19 protein-coding genes are annotated in these 16,809 nt (G+C 60.3%); 5 read left to right on the top strand and 14 right to left on the bottom strand.

The window, feature by feature from the left end:
• The first annotated feature begins 1 nt into the window (after window position 1).
• Window positions 2-613 carry an isochorismatase family protein gene (locus AC1DYF_RS15275; protein ID WP_477877576.1) on the top strand — a complete coding sequence of 204 codons (612 nt, stop codon included), beginning with the start codon at window positions 2-4 and terminating at the stop codon, window positions 611-613.
• A gap of 36 nt (window positions 614-649) precedes the next feature.
• Window positions 650-1,435, top strand: a complete 786-nt coding sequence (locus AC1DYF_RS15270; RefSeq protein ID WP_477877575.1) for a YdcF family protein — start codon at window positions 650-652, stop codon at window positions 1,433-1,435.
• A gap of 16 nt (window positions 1,436-1,451) precedes the next feature.
• Here AC1DYF_RS15270 and AC1DYF_RS15265 read toward each other — a convergent pair whose 3' ends face one another.
• The 7 genes from AC1DYF_RS15265 to AC1DYF_RS15235 form a co-directional block, all read right to left on the bottom strand.
• Complete coding sequence (locus AC1DYF_RS15265; protein ID WP_477877574.1) at window positions 1,452-2,429, bottom strand: sensor histidine kinase; 978 nt, start codon at window positions 2,427-2,429, stop codon at window positions 1,452-1,454.
• A gap of 136 nt (window positions 2,430-2,565) precedes the next feature.
• Window positions 2,566-3,372, bottom strand: coding sequence for a response regulator (locus AC1DYF_RS15260; protein WP_477877573.1), 807 nt, complete (start codon window positions 3,370-3,372; stop codon window positions 2,566-2,568).
• Window positions 3,373-3,516: 144 nt separating this feature from the next.
• Window positions 3,517-3,765 (bottom strand): hypothetical protein, encoded by a 249-nt coding sequence (locus AC1DYF_RS15255; RefSeq protein ID WP_477877572.1) that lies wholly within the window; start codon window positions 3,763-3,765, stop codon window positions 3,517-3,519.
• A gap of 40 nt (window positions 3,766-3,805) precedes the next feature.
• The gene (locus AC1DYF_RS15250; protein WP_477877571.1) at window positions 3,806-4,216 is read right to left on the bottom strand and encodes a hypothetical protein; all 411 of its coding nucleotides are present in this window, start codon (window positions 4,214-4,216) and stop codon (window positions 3,806-3,808) included.
• Window positions 4,217-4,218: 2 nt separating this feature from the next.
• Window positions 4,219-4,551, bottom strand: a complete 333-nt coding sequence (locus AC1DYF_RS15245; protein WP_477877570.1) for an ElaB/YgaM/YqjD family protein — start codon at window positions 4,549-4,551, stop codon at window positions 4,219-4,221.
• 26 nt (window positions 4,552-4,577) lie between these two features.
• Entirely contained in the window at window positions 4,578-4,730 is a 153-nt protein-coding gene (locus AC1DYF_RS15240) for a DUF3309 domain-containing protein (RefSeq protein WP_477877569.1), read from the bottom strand.
• A 445-nt stretch (window positions 4,731-5,175) separates the two neighbouring features.
• Entirely contained in the window at window positions 5,176-5,340 is a 165-nt protein-coding gene (locus tag AC1DYF_RS15235) for a DUF1328 domain-containing protein (protein WP_477877568.1), read from the bottom strand.
• 185 nt (window positions 5,341-5,525) lie between these two features.
• Between AC1DYF_RS15235 and AC1DYF_RS15230 the strand changes: the two genes are divergently transcribed.
• Window positions 5,526-5,741 (top strand): NepR family anti-sigma factor, encoded by a 216-nt coding sequence (locus AC1DYF_RS15230; RefSeq protein ID WP_477877567.1) that lies wholly within the window; start codon window positions 5,526-5,528, stop codon window positions 5,739-5,741.
• Entirely contained in the window at window positions 5,741-6,310 is a 570-nt protein-coding gene (locus AC1DYF_RS15225; protein WP_477877566.1) for an RNA polymerase sigma factor, read from the top strand. Before AC1DYF_RS15230 ends, AC1DYF_RS15225 begins: the two co-directional genes overlap by 1 nt.
• Before the next feature lie 76 nt (window positions 6,311-6,386).
• Here the strand turns inward: AC1DYF_RS15225 and AC1DYF_RS15220 are convergent, their stop codons facing one another.
• The 5 genes from AC1DYF_RS15220 to AC1DYF_RS15200 form a co-directional block, all read right to left on the bottom strand.
• Window positions 6,387-7,415 (bottom strand): sensor histidine kinase, encoded by a 1,029-nt coding sequence (locus AC1DYF_RS15220; RefSeq protein WP_477877565.1) that lies wholly within the window; start codon window positions 7,413-7,415, stop codon window positions 6,387-6,389.
• 8 nt (window positions 7,416-7,423) lie between these two features.
• On the bottom strand, window positions 7,424-7,861 hold the full coding sequence (locus tag AC1DYF_RS15215) for a response regulator (protein WP_477877564.1): 438 nt from the start codon (window positions 7,859-7,861) through the stop codon (window positions 7,424-7,426).
• A 132-nt stretch (window positions 7,862-7,993) separates the two neighbouring features.
• The gene (locus AC1DYF_RS15210) at window positions 7,994-10,684 is read right to left on the bottom strand and encodes a bifunctional diguanylate cyclase/phosphodiesterase (protein ID WP_477877563.1); all 2,691 of its coding nucleotides are present in this window, start codon (window positions 10,682-10,684) and stop codon (window positions 7,994-7,996) included.
• 132 nt (window positions 10,685-10,816) lie between these two features.
• Window positions 10,817-11,560, bottom strand: a complete 744-nt coding sequence (locus AC1DYF_RS15205) for a creatininase family protein (RefSeq protein WP_477877562.1) — start codon at window positions 11,558-11,560, stop codon at window positions 10,817-10,819.
• 92 nt (window positions 11,561-11,652) lie between these two features.
• On the bottom strand, window positions 11,653-11,961 hold the full coding sequence (locus AC1DYF_RS15200) for an SH3 domain-containing protein (protein ID WP_477877561.1): 309 nt from the start codon (window positions 11,959-11,961) through the stop codon (window positions 11,653-11,655).
• A 214-nt stretch (window positions 11,962-12,175) separates the two neighbouring features.
• On the opposite strand from AC1DYF_RS15200, the gene AC1DYF_RS15195 reads away from it, so the two are divergent.
• Entirely contained in the window at window positions 12,176-12,838 is a 663-nt protein-coding gene (locus AC1DYF_RS15195) for a sulfite oxidase-like oxidoreductase (RefSeq protein WP_477877560.1), read from the top strand.
• Window positions 12,839-12,949: 111 nt separating this feature from the next.
• On the opposite strand, the gene AC1DYF_RS15190 is transcribed toward AC1DYF_RS15195, so the two are convergent.
• Together AC1DYF_RS15190 and AC1DYF_RS15185 are read right to left on the bottom strand one after the other, a co-directional pair.
• Window positions 12,950-14,686 (bottom strand): hydantoinase B/oxoprolinase family protein, encoded by a 1,737-nt coding sequence (locus tag AC1DYF_RS15190; RefSeq protein WP_477877559.1) that lies wholly within the window; start codon window positions 14,684-14,686, stop codon window positions 12,950-12,952.
• Window positions 14,683-16,758: a hydantoinase/oxoprolinase family protein gene (locus AC1DYF_RS15185; RefSeq protein ID WP_477877558.1), complete on the bottom strand. Its 2,076-nt coding sequence runs from the start codon at window positions 16,756-16,758 to the stop codon at window positions 14,683-14,685. Before AC1DYF_RS15185 ends, AC1DYF_RS15190 begins: the two co-directional genes overlap by 4 nt.
• Between the last annotated feature and the right edge of the window lie 51 nt (window positions 16,759-16,809).

Genomic DNA, 16,809 nt, shown 5'->3' with positions numbered 1-16,809 from the left:
TATGGCAACCGAAGCTCCCTGGCGGTTCGACAAGGGCCGCGCCGCCCTCCTGGTCATCGACATGCAACGCGACTTCGTCGACGAAGGCGCGATCATGGAAGTGCCGATGGCACGGGAATGCCTGCCGGAGATGCGGCGCGTTCTCGACCGCTGCCGCGCGGAGGGCGTGCCTGTGTTCTTCACCCGGCATGTGCTGAGCGACCGCTTCGACGTCTCGCCCTTGGAGACGACCTATATCCCGCGGCTGAAAGCCGCCGGCATGCGCGAGGGCACGCCCGGCGTCGAGGTGGTCGATGCGCTAAGGCCCCTGGCGGGCGAGACGATTGTCGACAAGCACCGCTATGACGCCTTTTACAACACGCAGTTGGACACCGCGTTGCGCAATGTCCGCGGACCGAACGGCGTCGACACCGTGATCATCATCGGCACGGTCACCAATATCTGCTGCGAATCCACTGCCCGCAGCGCCTTTATGCGCGATTACAAGGTCGCCTTCATCAGCGACGCCAATGGCGGTCTCGATCAGGCCTCGCATGAGGCGACACTCGGCATCATCGGCCAGGTTTTCGGGCGGGTGATGACGACGGAAGAACTGCTCGCCGAAATGGTTTGAGCCATAGAATTTGAGCCACAGAAGGGGAAGGTCATCGTGTTTGCCATTTCGAAGTTCGCCGAGCAGTTCGTGATCCCGTCGAATTTCCTGCTGCTCCTTGGTCTGCTCGGTATCGTGCTGACGATCTTCCGGCGACGGCGCCTGGGCGGATGGCTGACGGCAATGGCCGTGGTCCTGCTGGCTGTCTGCGGCTGGGGCGGGGTGGAAACACCGGCGCTGGCGCCGCTCGAAAACCACTATCCCATCCCCGATCTGACCACGCCGCCGACCGGCATCATCATGCTCGGTGGCGGCGTTGACATCCACCTGACGGCCGACCGCAAGATGGTGACTATAAACGATGCCGGCGAGCGTCTGACAGAGACGGCGATGCTCGCTTATCGCTTCCCGACTGCGCGCATCTTCCTGTCCGGTGGCTTCGGCCAGCCGGGCAGCCAGGCCGATCCGTCTGAATCGACGGTTGCCAGGCAATTCCTCACCGGTGTCGGTATTGCCGCGGATCGCATCGGCATGGACGAGAAATCCCGCACCACCTGCGAGAACGCGGCGGAAAGCGCCAGGGCGCTGTCGCCGAAACCTGGCGAAACCTGGCTTCTGGTGACCTCGGCCTGGCATATGCCGCGCGCGATGGCCTGCTTCAACGCGCAAAAGTTTCCGGTCGTGCCCTATCCGGTCGATTTCCGGACCCTTGCCGGGCGTGGGCGCCTTCCCAATCACACCGCCGCCCAGCGCCTCGACGACATCGATAGGGCTTTCCACGAATGGATCGGCCTGTTCGGCTACTGGCTAACGGGGAAAACAAGCGAATTGCTACCCTCGTGAGAATTTTCGCCGGCCATCATGCAGCTTTGTGAAGCTCGGCCGGGAACATCAGGTTATAGCGCACGTCGAACGGTGCTATCTGGTATTCGGCGCGGCCGTTGACCGATGCGGGGACCACCCGCTCGAGAATCGCCGTGCCGAGCCGCCGGACCGGGATGTCGGCACCGGCCTCAATGCTGCGGAAGCGCGGGTTGACCGGCTCCCTCCAGTCCACGCGGATATGCTTGATGCTGTCCACGTCGGCAATCGAGCAGCCGACCCGGATCACATCGCCAGCGGTGAGGAACGTGCCGTAGTTGATCGCATTGATCAGCAGTTCGTGGAAGGCCAAGCCGAGATGCATGGTCACATTGGGCGACAGCAGGATATTCTCGCCCTCGAAGGCGATCAGATCCTGGCCGCTCGGAATATAGGCGGAAACCTGCTGATCGAGCAATTCGTGGACGAAAGCGCCGCGCCAACCGGAATCGGTGACAAGGTCCTGCGAGCGCGACAGGGAAAAAATCCGTCCGCGCAGCTTTTGCACATAGGCATCGATCGTGTCGGTATATTGCGAGGTCTGCGTGGCGATGCTCTGGATGATCGCCAGCAGATTCTTCGAACGATGGCTGACATCGCGCAACAGCGATTGCAGGATTTTTTCGCGGCGCCGCTCCTCGGTGCGATCGATGATCGTGGTGATCAATTGCGTGCGGTTCAGCCGGCCGGTGAAGGCGAGGACGCGGAATTCAAAAATCCTGGCTTCATCCAGCTCGATCTCGATGATTTCGGTAAGGCCGGATTGCCGCGCCCGGTTTTTCGCCGCGGCAAGCTGGAGCGCGATCGTGTCGCCAAAAATATTCGGGTCCGCCGGCTCCGAGAAATTGTCGATCCGCCAAAGGTCCGGCAGGCTCGTCACCATCAGGTAGCTATCGTCGGAATCTTGGAGAATCAGGCTGGCATTCATGTCCAAAAGCGCAGCGACGAAAAATGGACTGAGCTCATTTTCCGTCATGTCTTTTGCGTGCCAAAGAAATCGCTGCACTGCACCCACCTCGAAAACAGCCTATCGCGTCCGGCTTGCCCCACCCGAACATGCGGCGGGACACATCCCGCCGTCAATTGCGATATCTGATAGCGTCACGACCGTGTCAGGCTGACAGCGCCTGATACGTCTTGGCGCTCTCGTTGAAGAACAAGGCCTGGCTGATCAGCGCCTTGAGCATATCAGGATTATAGGGTTTGGTGACCAGGAAGGTCGGCTCGGCCCGCTCTCCGGTCAACAGTCTTTCCGGAAAGGCGGTGATGAAAATCACCGGGATGCTCGCCACTTTGAGGATATCATTGATCGCATCGATACCCGAGCTGCCGTCGGCGAGATGGATGTCCGCCAGAATCATGCCGGGACTGGTCCGCCGATAGAGGTCCACCGCCTCGGAATGGGTGCGCGCAATGCCACTCACGGTATGGCCGAGATCAAGGACGATATGCTCGATGTCGAGCGCTATCAGCGGCTCGTCCTCGATGATCATGATCTCGGTCGAGATATGGCGGGCGATCTCCCTGGTGGCCTCGTCGATGAGCCGCCGCACCTCGTCGACATTCACGGACAGGATCTCAGCCGTCTCGGACATCGAAAATCCCTCTACCGATACAAGCAGGAAAGCATGTCGCGCCTGGGTGGGCACGGAAGCCAGGTTCGACACCGCGCGCTTCTCCCAGGCGTAGGGCGAGATGATCTGCGGGACGTCTACCGAAGCCGATTTCAGAATCCGTGCAAACAGCTTGTAAAGCGCCACTCTGTCGGAAGACGCGTTTGGAAATATCGAAATGTCGGCGATCAAAGCTTCCAGTGTTGCGGCGACGAAAGCATCGCCCGAAGTCTGTGAGCCGGTTATTGCGCGGGAATAACGACGCAGAAACGGAAGATGTGCTGCCACGCGCTCGGTTAACGTCATGAATTTTCTCCCCAGATACAAGCGGACGAATTGGCCGGATAACCATACTAACGCGTCAGATATTTCATTGTTCCATTTGTTTACGATTTTTGCTTGCGCGACCCGAAGATACAAGCCGACACCACAGGTGGTTACAGGAAACCATCATAGCGTCGCGGGACCCTTGCCTTCCTCGATGGCAGGATCTAGGCCGAGCCGTTCGAGAGCAAGCTCGATATCGCGCAAATTGGAATTCAACCCATCGTCCTCGATCATGCCGCCCTCCGAGGCAAGCCGCTGCTCCGCGCGGGCATCCTCACGCAGCCTCATCAGCTTTTGGATGCGGTCACGGCGAGACAGTTCCGGGTTCCGCAAAATGGAGGCGACCCTATCGCTTCTGAGCTTTTCAAACATGGCACTCTCTCCATCCCAGACTCATTGCAGTAAGATTCCATCATTTTCGATGCTGCGTCGAGCGCTGCAACAGGAAACCCGCCGCCGCAGCGACGATGAGAACGCCGAGCGGATTCTTTTGCAGCATGATCGGCAATGCCGTGGCGGCGGTGTCGGCCAGCGACGGCTGGGCGGCAAGCCGGCGAAGCTGCATCTTGCGGCGCAGGCTGCGCTTGCGCAAAGACAGCCAAGCAATGGTCATCAGGCCCAACAGGGCCGCGACGACACCGATGACAACCCCTGCCACGACCGGGCCATAAGCCTCCGTCAGAGCGACTGCTGCCGCATAGATGAAGGCTGCGATGGCAAGGATGAACAGCAATGCGGCGACGAAATACGTGATCACCGTCAGCATTGCGCGTTCGCCGGAGTCCTGCAGTCTGAGCGCCAAGGCTTGGAACAGTGCCGCCATGCTCACCGCCGTGTCAAAAGAGCGGCGAGGAAGCCCACGCCGAGCGCGATCCCGATCGATTGCAAAGGGCGGGCGCGAACATGCTCCTCAAAGCTCTCTTCCAGGGACGCGGCCTCGTCGCGCGCGCTGTGCAGTGCATTGAGCGAGGCCTGCACGGCGTCCGACGCGATGCCCTCGATGCCGGAGCGATATTCGTCCGCCTTGGCCTGACCGAAGGCAGCGATATTCTTGGTGAGTGACGCGATCTCCCGGCGCAATTCGGTGATCTGGGCTTCAAGATCCTCGACGGACGGCGCCGTCTCCTTGTCGGACAGGATTTTGGACATGGTTGCCATGGTCTATCTCCTTGTTTTTGTCAGCATCAGATCACCCGCATCAACATCAGAATAACGGCGATGAGCAGGATAGTGCCTATGAGCCCCGTAGGGCCGTAGCTCCAGTTGCGGGAATGCGGCCATGTCGGGAGCGCGCCGATCAGCAGAAGGATAAGAACGATGATGAGTATGGTTGCCATGCTGTCCTCATCCGCCTCACCTTGTCGGCGCTCGACTGTCTCCCGGCCCTTGCAAGGCAGCGGTTGCCGCATTCGGTTGCTAAATGCGAATCCCACAGACGTTGTTCCGCGGACGAATGTTTTTTCGTGCGCTGACATGGCGGAGAAGATGCGGAAACGGAAGTGCAGAAAATAGAAAGGAGAGAACCGTTCCGGCGGAAGGGAAGGGTTCTCTCCTTGATGGGCGCCTTCGGGGGGTGAAGGGGCGGATGAGGCGCCGCGAAGCAAAAACAGACGAGGGGAATCCGTTCTTGCAACTCTAAAACTCTCGTCACGCGATCTGGTTCCATGGGTTTACAAAAAAATTTGATTTTAAATGAAACCCGAAATTCCGGCACTTAGATCGCAGTCTCGAACGGCAAGACCGGACCTTTCAGCCCGGTCTGCCTTTGTCGGACGCACGTCGTCAGACGCTGCGAATTGCCCGGATGATCAAGGAGATGACCAGGAATGCCAGGAACAGGAAAAACAAGACCTGAGCGATACCCGCCGACGTGCCGGCGAGGCCGGAGAACCCAAGTACACCGGCAACAATCGCAACCACCAGGAACAGAAGCGCATAGTAAAGCATGATATTCTCCTTTCCAACTCTTGCGATGGAAATGCACGAGAACGGCCCAGGTTCCAGAAGGTGCTCGGCTGCTTGTCGATTTCGCCATAGCCAGCTTGAAAGACTTGAAAAATTTGTTTCACAATGCCGGAACTTTTCCCGCATAAACAGCGTTTTGGCGTCTGGATCAAACCAACCCGCAAACCATGCGAGCACGATACCCAATGAAAAATAATCAATCAGATAGAATGGAGGGTCATGGTCTACCCGGACCATTTGGCGAAATTCCCAGAAAGCTGAAGGAGTACTACGATTCTTTGCAGGAGCAGGCGATCCCCGATCGCTTCCTGGACTTGCTCGAACGTCTGGATGAGGCGGAACGAGCAGCGATGGACGCGGCAAGGGTCAAGGAGACTGAATAATGGCGGCCGAGGTCGAAACCGAGACCGACAAGGATTTCAAGCGAGCGCTGCTGGGCTGTCTCGGCAGCTTGCGCGCGTTCGGCGTTTCGCTCACCGGCCGGCATGACCGTGCCGACGACCTGGTGCAGGACACGATCATGAAAGCCTGGGCCAAGAAAAGTTCGTTCGAGCCAGGCACCAATATGAAGGCCTGGCTATTCACCATTCTGCGCAACGAGTTTTACAGTCAGGTGCGCAAGGCCGGCCGTGAGATCCAGGATTCGGAAGGTTACTATACCGAGCAGCTCGCAACCAATCCGGGCCAATACGGCGCGCTTGATCTGCAGGATTTCAAAGTAGCGCTGGAAAAACTGCCGGACGACCAGCGCGAGGCCATCATCTTGATCGGCGCATCCGGCTTCTCCTACGAGGAGGCGGCAGAAATTTGCCAATGCGCCATCGGCACGATCAAGAGCCGCGTCAACCGGGCACGTACGCGACTTGCCGAACTTCTGAATGTCGAGGGAGAGGCCGATTACGGGCCGGATTCCGATTCGCTCGCCGTGACAACGCGCACCTTCGTCGGCTGAGCCAAGCCATACTGCAGCACCATCTCCAAGCCGGCTTGCAAGACAGGCCGGCTTCTTCTTTGTTGCTGCACAGTCATCAGAGGTCGAGCGTGACCTCGGCACGGGTGCCCTGCATGCGGGACACATAGCGTATGCCGCTGCCAATGGTTTTCGCCATCGAGGCCACGACGCGCGACCCAAGCCCCGTTCCCTGGATCGGACCTTCGGGATCAAAGCCCACCCCATCGTCCTCGACTGCGAGCAGCGCCTTTTCCGGCGAGATGCGCGTCAATTCCACACGAATTTCGCCATCTTCGTCATCGGCATAGGCATATTTGATCGCGTTGGTCAGAAGTTCGGTAACGATCATGCCCACCGAGACGGCGCGATCGGATGCGAGCGACATCGGATCGAGCATACAGACGATATTGGACTTGCGCTTGTCCTTGGCCATGGATTCTGCAAGTTCGTTGGCGAGCGTGCTGATATAGCGGTCCATTTCGACATGGCGGACATCGTCATTGGTATAGAGGCTGCGGTGCATGCTGGCGATGGCGGAAATGCGCGCCTGGGTTTCGCTGAGTGCTGCCTTGACCGCCTCGTCCGCATGGCTGCCTGCCTGCAAGCGGATGAGCCCCGCGACCAGGGACAGGCTGTTGGCGACGCGATGATTGACTTCCGCAAGCAGGATTTCGGCGCGTTCCTTGCCGGCCCTGATCTCATTTTCAGCGCGTATCTGCGCCGCCCGCAATTCGGCATTTTCCAGCGCCTGTTCTATGGCATTGGCGAGCAGTTGCCAGAAATCGTCCCCGACCGTCTTGATGACATAATCCGCAGCCCCTGCTTTCAATGCCTCCACGGCAATCGTTGCTTCGCTGGAGCCGGTAACATAGACGACGGGAATGTCGACATGCCGCTCTTTCAGGATGTGCAACAGATCGAGACCCGTCGAGCCTGTCATATAATGGTCGAGGATAATCGCGTCGATGCCGCCGCGCTCAAGACGCGACAGCCCGGCCTGGGGGTCGTGGGCATGCTCGACGTCGAACCCTGCACGGCCAAGCGTTTTCTCGGCAAGCCGCACGAGCGCGTCATCGTCGTCGATATAAAGAAGCGTCCTAGCCATCGAGGCCGTCAGGGAATCTGCATAACGGAAAAGAACAGCCCGAGCTGGCGGGTCGCGTGAGCGAAATTCTCATAATCCACCGGCTTGGTGATGTAGACATTGGCCCCCAGATCATAGCAACGCTGAATCTCCCGCTCATCGTCGGTCGTGGTCAAGATAATGACCGGCAGCCGCTTCGTATGCTGGTTCGACTTGACCTTCTCCAGGATGTCGATGCCCGACATGTCGGGCAGGTTGAGATCTAGCAGGATCAGGAGATAGCGGTCGATACTGGCGTCGCCGCTTCGGTCCTTGCCAAGCAGGAAATCGAGCGCGCTATTGCCGTCGGTAAAGGGCATGATCTGGTTGCTGACGCCGGCGCGACGCACATTCTTCTCGATCAGGCGCGCATGGCCTTCGTCATCCTCGATCATCACGATCGTGACTTGTTTGCCGGCAGCCATCATCGGCGGTCACTCCCAACAATCTCTCGAATTGTAAGGTAGCCGTAGCATGTCGCCTATGGATTTTCAAAGAATGCGTACGCTTCCGCACGGTATTTTCATGCCGTGCAGGCCCGACGGCAACTCGGTCTGGGATCAACTCGCCAGGCTGGCCGGGCGCTGGAGCCATCGACGCTCCCTGACAAAAGTCAGGAGTTCCGCCGGGCTGAGCGGCTTGGAGAGGGCGTAACCCTGCAGAACCTGGCAGCCGAGATCACGCAGAATGGCGGCATGCTGCATCGTCTCGACGCCTTCGGSAACGATCTCGATTCCCCGCGCCCGACCGATGTCGATGATCGAGCGCACCAGGCGCTGGTGCTCAGTGGACTCGATGATCGGGGCGATCAGCTGACGGTCGATCTTCAGCCGTCGGGGCGTGAGTTTCAGGAAGGTCACGATCGAGGCATAACCGGTGCCGAAATCGTCGATCTCGATATCGATGCCCAAGGCGCGAATCCTGTCTATCTGCGGGATGAGTTCCCCGTCATGGCCGTCGAAGGACGTCGATTCAAGCAGTTCGAAGGAGAGCGTGCCCGGCTGGAACGAGAGTGCTTTCAGTTTGTCTATCAGCGTCTCGTCACGCAGGCGCTGGGCGGAGACATTGACCGACACTTTCGGTATGTTGATGCCGTTCGCCTCCAGCCTGTAACGCTGCAGCAGCGCCTGGGTCAGCACGACGTCGTCGATCGCCGAAACCACTTTCATACTCTCGGCGATCTTCAGAAAGGCGTCGGGGGCAAGCACACCCTTGGACGGATGGTCCCAGCGCGCCAGTGCCTCGATGCCGACGATCTCCAGACTATTGGCGTCGAACTGCGGCTGGAACCAGGCCACGAACTCGTTTTGCTCGAGTCCGCGCAGGATCTCGTCGGCGGTCTTCTTGGTGTTCACAGCCGCGAGCTTGAGCGCGTCGGAGAATTTTTCCACGCGGTTGCGGCCGCGTCGTTTGGCCTCGTAGAGGGCGATGTCAGCATTGACCAACAATTGATCGAGCTTCTCGTCATGGCTGCGCGTGGCGATGCCGATGCTGGCGCCGACCCGGCATTCATGGCCTTCATAGTCGACTGGCCTGCTGATCGCATCGATCAGGCGCGCCGCGATTTCGGTATAGTCCTCGGCGCCGGCAGGCTCGCGCGAAATGATGACGAATTCATCGCCGCCGATGCGGGCGATGAAATCACCCGGACGAATGCTTTCGCCGAGCGTGGTCGAGGCGTGCCTGAGGATCAGGTCGCCGGCGGCATGGCCGAGCGTATCATTGATATCCTTGAAGCGGTCGAGATCGATATGCAGGACGGTGGTCGGCAGGCTGGGGTCGGCCTCGTCCATTTCCACCATGATCTGGTCGAGATAGCGCCGATTGGGCAGCCCGGTCAGTGCATCATGGAGAGCGGCACTCTCCATGCGCAGGCGCGCCTTTTCCAGTTCGAGGTTCTGCTGGTCGGTCCTGAGCTTGGCGTCGCGGAGATCGGCCTGCAGATGGATATCCGTCGTCACGTCCCAGTTGACGCCGACAATCTTCTTGCCGCCACGAGAATCGGCATAGGTCGTGCCGATCGCGCGGATGTAGCGAATGGAGCCATCGCGGGCAACGACACGAAACTGGTCCCGATATTCGCCATTGGTCGCGATCACATCGGCGAATTTGCGTTTCGCCAGTACGAGATCATCGGGATGCAGAGCGCGTTCCCAGTCCTCATAGACGGCAATCGCCCTTTCCGGCGGGACACCATAGAGATCCTTCATGCGATCGTCCCAGATCAGCTTGTCGGCGATGATGTCAAATTCCCAGATGCCGATCTTGGAGGTCTCGAGCGCGATCTGCAGACGATGGGAGAGCAGGCGCATCTGGTCGTCGCGCTGCTCCAGCGTGCGCATGTTGCGCTGACGCTCCTCCATCAGCCGTCCGGCCCAGATCATCGGCAGGATGATGATGAATTCACCGAACAGCAGGATGAGGCGGAAGCGCCAGACATCGATCATCGGCAGGTCCCAGCCATCCTTGGGGGCAGCAGCGATCAACCAATCTTCATGTCCGACGCGCACGACCGTGCGCACGGGGTCGCGGGTCATGACATCCGGCTTGCCGTAAAACAGCCGGTTCGACACCTGATCGCGCGAGATCGTGGTCAGCGTGACGTCAAGCGACGGGTCGACGCCGAGAAGCCCACTTTGGTGGTAAAGCGACTGTAAGGAGATGACCGCCGAGACAATTCCCCAAAAGCGCGGTTCGCCATTGGCCTGCATGCTCGTTACCGGAAACCGCGCGATCAGACCTTCGCCTCCCTGTATCAGGCGGACAGGGCCGGTTACGATGACGCGACCGGTGTCGCGCGCCTGCAACGCCGCGGGACGCTGGGCATCATTCTTCAGATAGTCCAGGCCGATCACGGATCTGTTCGGCTCGAAGGGATAGACCATGCGAACGACGAAGCCGGGGGCTGCCGCGATGTTGCGGAACTGCGTCTTGCCGTCGAGCACACGCCTGGCGAGCTCGGAATAGTGCGCCTGGTCCATGTCGGGATTGACTTCGAGCGCACCGACCAGGCCGCGCACGACCTCGACATCGACCTGAATGCTGTCCTCGATCTTGGTCTGAAGCAGGCCGATCTGTTCCGACGCCTTGGCGCGCTTCTCGGCGCGTGCACTCGACTGGTTCTGCAGGTCCGCATAAACCATGATGCCGACCATGGCGACGATCGCCACGAATGCCGGCAGATAATGCAACGAAAATAAGCGCGGCAGACGGCCTCGGTCACCGCTTTTAATTTTTGTTTCGCTGGACATTACGCGACCGTGACACCCCTGACGGAAAGCTGCTTTAACGCGGCGAGGAAATATTCCCGCGACAGTCGCATAAATCTCTTAAAAAGAAATTTATTTAGCAAAATCTAATACTTCCGGCAGCTGCGCAAAGGTTCAAGAGCCGGGAGCGAGGACGTGTCGAAGATGATCGAGGATCAGGTCACGCCCCTTGTCGCCCAGTTCCTTGGAGGCCTGCGCGGCGCTGCGCGTGAACCAGTCGCCGTCCGACAAACGCGCCATGTCCACTGCTTCCGGGCAGAGCGACAGCATCAGCGACGTCTCGCCGATGCCGGCGTGATCGAAGGGGTATTGCGCGCGGATGTCCGCCGTCATCAGCGGATGTGTCTTGATCCAGTTGAACGGATCGGATCCAGCAGCCTGTTTGGCATAGTAATCAGCAAGCGTCTCATCGCCCCACCAGCCCTCGCCGCGCTCTTTTTCGATGAATGCGAAAATCGCTTGGCGCGCGGCGAATTTGAACGCCAGATCGGTCGGCATGCCGACCTCGAAATTCTCCGTCTGGTGGTGGATGAAGCCATGGATATTGCGGAAGCCGATCCGGAGCAGGCCCGTATAGATCTGCTTGGCCATCGGCATGACCGCCTCGGCGTCGACATGCAACGAGCCCTTTGCGGGGCTAGCGACAGCATAGCTTGCGGCGCCGTAATAATAAGCGGGCATCACGACCATTGGCATCTCCTGTTCGAGGATGTCGATGATCTTGGTCACTGCCAGCGTATCCATTCCGACAGCCATGTGCTCGCCATGATATTCGAGCACGCCCAATTGCAGCACGACCGGCCAGTTTTCCGCGATCGCCTGGCGGACATGGTGCGGCAACATCAATTCGAAACGCATGTCTCCCTCCCAAATGGCTCAATGAATGCAGCCATTTATAAAGATGATCGAGCGGGTGTCACGCGTTTCAGGACGAATTGAACATGCCGGCTTCAGAGCGTCACGCGGTCGAGCGGCTGGTCGCTCTGCATGCGGTTTTCCGGTGTGCCTGGATAGACAATCTTGGCCGCCGGCACCCAGCCGCGCTGACCATCCGCCATCACCTCACACCAGCCCTTATCCTGACAGCCGAGCACCTTGAGGCCCTGCCCCCAGGTTATGAGACCGATGCGGGGATAATTCATCGAGGGTCCGCCGAAGAGACGCATGGAATTCTTTGCGAGAGCGATGTCCTGCGCCTGGGCAAGGCCGGACATAAATGCGACACTGACAATGGCCGCAGACACAACGCGTGCGATCATGTTTTTCTCCTTGAACGGCGAGGTTTCTCGGCCGTTCACCGCTAATTTCACTGGCAGGACAACTCATCAAAAAATCAAAAGTTCCTTAGCTTTTGTCTTGACATGTCGCAGATGGACTGAGGGACGTGCACGATCGTGCGAGCCGTGACAGTGCTGGAACTTGACAGTCCGATGCGAGCATAGTCTGCATTCCATGATGCCAAGGGAGACGGATATGAGCGAAGAGCAGACGCCCGCCGACAGCAAGCTGACCACCTCAAAGCGCCGCTGGGCGACCGAGCACAAATTCCTCACCGGACGTATATCCCGCCCCGAAACCGAGCGACTGCCGCCCGGGCAGCACCTGGTGAAGAATTGGCCGGTGCTCGACCTCGGCCAGACGCCATCCGTCTCGACYGACAGTTGGCGGCTCGAAGTCCGTGGCCTCGTGGAGACGCCTCTGACGCTGAAATGGGCGGAATTCCAGGCGCTGGAGCAGAGCAAAAAGCTGAGCGACATCCACTGCGTCACGACATGGTCGCGCTATGACAACGAATGGAAGGGCGTCTCCACCCGCGACCTGCTCGACCTCGCCATGCCCAGGCCGGAAGCGACGCACGTAATGCTGACGAGCTATGACGGCTATACGACCAACCTGCCGCTCGAGGATTTTGCCTCGGAAGACGCCATCCTCGCCACCCATTGGGAAGGCACGCCGATCACCCGCGACCATGGCGGCCCGATGCGGCTGGTCGTGCCGCATCTCTATTTCTGGAAAAGCGCCAAATGGCTGCGGCGGATCGACGTGATGGCGGGCGACAGAGCAGGGTTCTGGGAGCAGAACGGGTATCACATGTATGGCGATCCGTGGCGGGAGGAGCGGTACTCGGAGGATTGAGGCTGCCATAATCTCATCTGCCGGGGTTGCTCTTCACCTGCAAGGCCGGGAGAGGCGCAGCCGATCGCTTAGTCGCGCTTGGCGAGGGGTAAGAGAACGCCCAAACGCGCCCTATTGGCCGCGCAGCCCCCTTGTTGCCCCCAAATCCACGCTCCCATCAGCGCCAACAACCACCCCGAAATACGCCTTCGCCTCTTCAGGAGAATACCGCTCCAGCCGTACATCCTCGGCCACGACCTCCGGATCGCGTTTCATGGGATCGCCATAGCCGCCACCGCCCGGCGTACCCACCCGGACACGATCGCCAGGCTTCATCGGAATATCCTGCGCCTTGGAGAGATGTTCGGGCACAAGCGCTTTGTCCCCCTGCCAAACCGTCACCGTGTTCGGCCGGCCGTCCTTGCCGCCGAGCACGCCGGGCGGGCCGAAGCGGCCGTGGTCCATGACGAAGCTCGCAGTGGCTTCGCCGCGCCGCAGTTCGATCTCATAGTCGAGGCCGAAGCCGCCGCGATGTTTTCCAGCCCCGCCGGAGCCTTCTCGCAGCGCGTAGCGATGATAGAGAACCGGGAACTGCTGTTCCATGATCTCCACCGGCGGCGCCTTGGAAATGCCAATAGTCGAGCAGCCGTTCGCCAGCCCGTCGTGATCGGCATTGCCGCCATAGCCGCCGCCGGAAATCTGGTACATGACGAAGCCGCGGTTGCGCTCCGGATCATGGCCGCCGAGGGCGAAATTGCCGGAACTGCCAGCGGGCGCCGCCGTCACCCGATCCGGCAACGCCTCGACCAAAGCCAGGAACACGGCCTCGGCGATGCGCTGGCTGACCTCGGCGGCACAACCCGAGACCGGCCGCGGATATTGCGCGTCGAGGAATGTGCTCTCCGGCCGAATGACTCTCAGCGGTTCGAAGGCGCCGGCGCTGATCGGCACGTCGGGGAAGATGTGACGCATGCCGAGATAGACGGCCGAAAGCGTTGTCGCCAGCACGGAATTCATCGGCCCGGCGCAGGGTTTTGACGAGCCGGTGAAGTCGAAATCGAGCACGCCATCCGTTGCCGTGATCGCGAGCCGAATTTCCAGCGGCACATTGACCACGCCATCGCTGTCGACATAGGCGACTGACTTGTAAACGCCGTCCGGGATCAGCCGGCAATTGGCACGCATCTGTTCGGCGGCGCGCTTGCGCAGTTCGGCAATCGCCTCCTTCACCGTGTCGTCGCCATAGCGGTCGAGAATGCGGGCAAGCCGCTTCTCGCCCACCAGCAGTGCCGCTGCCTGCGCCTTGACATCGCCGATGCGCTGGTCGGCGACGCGGATATTCGAGCAGATGATCGCGTAGATTTCGGGGTCGAGCAGGCCCTGTTTGAAGAGCCGCACCGGCGGCAGGCGCAGCCCTTCCTGCTCGACAGATGTCGCCGAGGCGGAAAAGCCGCCGGGCACCGCTCCGCCCGTATCCGGCCAATGGCCGGTATTGGAAAGCCAGCAGAAGATTTCGCCATTGCGATAGACCGGCATGGCGAAACGCACGTCCATGAGATGCGTGCCGCCGAGATAGGGATCGTTGACGATATAAATGTCGCCCGGCTTGGGTGCCGCCGCCTTGCCCGATGCGATCATCTCGATCAGCACACGGGTGGAATATTGCATCGTGCCGACGAAGACCGGCAGGCCTGCCGAGCCCTGGGCGATCAGCGAACCGTCGACGGCGGAATAGATGCCGTCGGAGCGGTCATTGGCTTCGGCGATGACGGGCGAGAAGGCGGCGCGGGAAAAGCTCAGGTCCATCTCGTCGCAGACCTGCTGCAGACCGGACTGGATGACGGAAAGCGTGATGGGATCGAGCGTCATGTGGCACCTCCGACCGTAATGATGATATTACCGTCATGATCCTGCGCCGCCTGGTCGCCGGGTTCGATGATGATGGTCGTGTCCATCTGCTCGATGATCGCGGGACCGGAAATGGCCGCAGCGGGCGGCAGATGGTCGCGCCAATAGACCGGCGTGTCGATCCACTGTCCGAACCAGACCTGGCGGCGGCCGGTCTCGGCCTCGACAAGCGTCGCCTTACGGCCCGCGGGATCGATCAGTACGGAAAGGTCGATTTCGGCGCGTCGGCCGATCACCGATGTGTTGACGTTGACGAGATTGGCGCGGATTTCGTTGAGTTCGACATGGAACCGGTTGAAATAGGCTTCTTCGAAGCGCTGCTGCAATTCCTCGACGCTCGGCGTCGGACCGGGAAGCGGCACGCGCAGCAAATGCGTCTGGCCGATGAACTGCATGTCGACGGAACAGATTTCTCGGATTTCGCTGATCGCAACTGCTTCCTTGCCGATCAGCCGCCTGCCTTCCTCCGATTGCCGGGCGAAGAGCGCATGCACGGCAGCGATATCGACCACCGCGAGCGGCCGGTTGACCGTGTTGACGAAATCGTGCCGGAGGTCTGCGACGACGCAGCCTAGAGCGTTGGTTATCCCTGGCCGGGACGGCGCCAGCACCCTGGGAATGCCGAGTTCGCGGGCAATGGCCGAGGCGTGCAGCGGCCCTGCCCCACCGAAGGCAAACAGTGCGAAATCGCGCGGATCCTCGCCGAGGCTGACCGAGACCATGCGCACCGCATCCGACATGCGCGCATTGGCGATACGGATGACGGCATCGGCCGCACCGGTCGCATCGAGGCCGAGCCGATCACCCAACTCCTTCTGGAAGATTGACCTGATGTCATCGAGCGACATGCCGCCCGGCACCGAATTCAGCCGCGCCGGATTGAGCCGGCCAAGCAGCAGATTGGCGTCGGAAATGGTCGGCCGCGTGCCGCCTCGGCCATAGCAGATCGGCCCCGGCGAGGCGCCGGCGCTTTCCGGCCCGACCTGCAGCAGTCCGGCCGCCGTGACGCGGGCGATCGAGCCGCCGCCGGCGCCGACGGTGCGGACATCGACCATCGGCACATGGATCGGCATGGCATATTCGATTTCGATCTCGTTCGACACAGCCGGTTCGGCATCGCGGATCAGCGCCACGTCCGTCGAAGTACCACCCATGTCATAGGTGATGAGATTGGGGATGCCGGCGCGGCGGCCGGTATAGGCTGCGGCCATGACGCCCGAGGCTGGGCCTGACATCACGGTCTTCGCCGCCTCGACCGCGACATGGCGGGCCGAGACCATGCCGCCATTGCCGTTCATCACCAGCACGTCATGCTTGTAGCCGCGGCTCGCCAACTGGTCGGCCAGACGTTCGACGTAGCGGCGCAACAGCGGCTGCACCGAGGCATTGACTGCGGCGGTGACGCCACGTTCGAACTCGCGGCTCTCTGAAAGCAGCGCGTGGCCCATGGTAATATTGTCGTTCGGCCAGATTTCCCGCGCCAGTTCGGCGGCGCGAAGTTCATGTGCCGGATTGGCATAGGCGTGCAGGAAATGAATGACCAGGGCTTCGCAGTCGCGGTCGATCAGCGTCTGCAAGGCGGCCTTCAACGCATCCTCGTCCAGCGGCGTCAGGATTTTGCCCGCGGCATCCATGCGCTCAGGGATCTCGAGTCGAAGGTCGCGCGGGATGATCGGCCGGAACTCGCCCTTCATGCCATAGGGCTGCGGACGGGTGCGGCGGCCGAGTTCCAGCACATCGCGAAAGCCCATCGTGGTGATCAGGCCGGTGCGGCAGAGATTGCGCTCCAGCACTGCATTTGTGGTGGTGGTTGTTCCATGGACGATGAGGTCGAGGGCAGCGATATCGACCTTGGCCGCATCCAGCGCGTCCAGCACGCCAAAAGACTGGTTGGGAAGCGTGGTCGGCACCTTGGCGAGCCGCACCGTGCCATGCGCGGCATCGAACAGAACAAGATCGGTAAAGGTGCCGCCGACATCGATGCCCGCGACCTGGCTCTGCTGAGCCTCGGATTCCTCTCGAAATTCGGACATGATGACTCCCAGAATTCATTCGTATACAAATGAAATTGACCGCGAAAGCCA

This window comes from Rhizobium sp. P2_G9 (genome assembly GCF_056403475.1).
This window is presented reverse-complemented; position numbering and strand designations above follow the sequence as displayed.

Excerpts from the sequence above, each read along its gene's own strand:
- AC1DYF_RS15275 (WP_477877576.1), top strand. The coding sequence starts at position 2 with ATGGCAACCGAAGCTCCCTGGCGGTTCGACAAGGGCCGCGCCGCCCTC.
- AC1DYF_RS15265 (WP_477877574.1), bottom strand. The coding sequence starts at position 2,429 with ATGACGGAAAATGAGCTCAGTCCATTTTTCGTCGCTGCGCTTTTGGAC.
- AC1DYF_RS15260 (WP_477877573.1), bottom strand. The coding sequence starts at position 3,372 with ATGACGTTAACCGAGCGCGTGGCAGCACATCTTCCGTTTCTGCGTCGT.
- AC1DYF_RS15255 (WP_477877572.1), bottom strand. The coding sequence starts at position 3,765 with ATGTTTGAAAAGCTCAGAAGCGATAGGGTCGCCTCCATTTTGCGGAAC.
- AC1DYF_RS15250 (WP_477877571.1), bottom strand. The coding sequence starts at position 4,216 with ATGGCGGCACTGTTCCAAGCCTTGGCGCTCAGACTGCAGGACTCCGGC.
- AC1DYF_RS15245 (WP_477877570.1), bottom strand. The coding sequence starts at position 4,551 with ATGGCAACCATGTCCAAAATCCTGTCCGACAAGGAGACGGCGCCGTCC.
- AC1DYF_RS15240 (WP_477877569.1), bottom strand. The coding sequence starts at position 4,730 with ATGGCAACCATACTCATCATCGTTCTTATCCTTCTGCTGATCGGCGCG.
- AC1DYF_RS15235 (WP_477877568.1), bottom strand. The coding sequence starts at position 5,340 with ATGCTTTACTATGCGCTTCTGTTCCTGGTGGTTGCGATTGTTGCCGGT.
- AC1DYF_RS15230 (WP_477877567.1), top strand. The coding sequence starts at position 5,526 with ATGCGAGCACGATACCCAATGAAAAATAATCAATCAGATAGAATGGAG.
- AC1DYF_RS15225 (WP_477877566.1), top strand. The coding sequence starts at position 5,741 with ATGGCGGCCGAGGTCGAAACCGAGACCGACAAGGATTTCAAGCGAGCG.
- AC1DYF_RS15220 (WP_477877565.1), bottom strand. The coding sequence starts at position 7,415 with ATGGCTAGGACGCTTCTTTATATCGACGACGATGACGCGCTCGTGCGG.
- AC1DYF_RS15215 (WP_477877564.1), bottom strand. The coding sequence starts at position 7,861 with ATGATGGCTGCCGGCAAACAAGTCACGATCGTGATGATCGAGGATGAC.
- AC1DYF_RS15205 (WP_477877562.1), bottom strand. The coding sequence starts at position 11,560 with ATGCGTTTCGAATTGATGTTGCCGCACCATGTCCGCCAGGCGATCGCG.
- AC1DYF_RS15200 (WP_477877561.1), bottom strand. The coding sequence starts at position 11,961 with ATGATCGCACGCGTTGTGTCTGCGGCCATTGTCAGTGTCGCATTTATG.
- AC1DYF_RS15190 (WP_477877559.1), bottom strand. The coding sequence starts at position 14,686 with ATGACGCTCGATCCCATCACGCTTTCCGTCATCCAGTCCGGTCTGCAG.
- AC1DYF_RS15185 (WP_477877558.1), bottom strand. The coding sequence starts at position 16,758 with ATGTCCGAATTTCGAGAGGAATCCGAGGCTCAGCAGAGCCAGGTCGCG.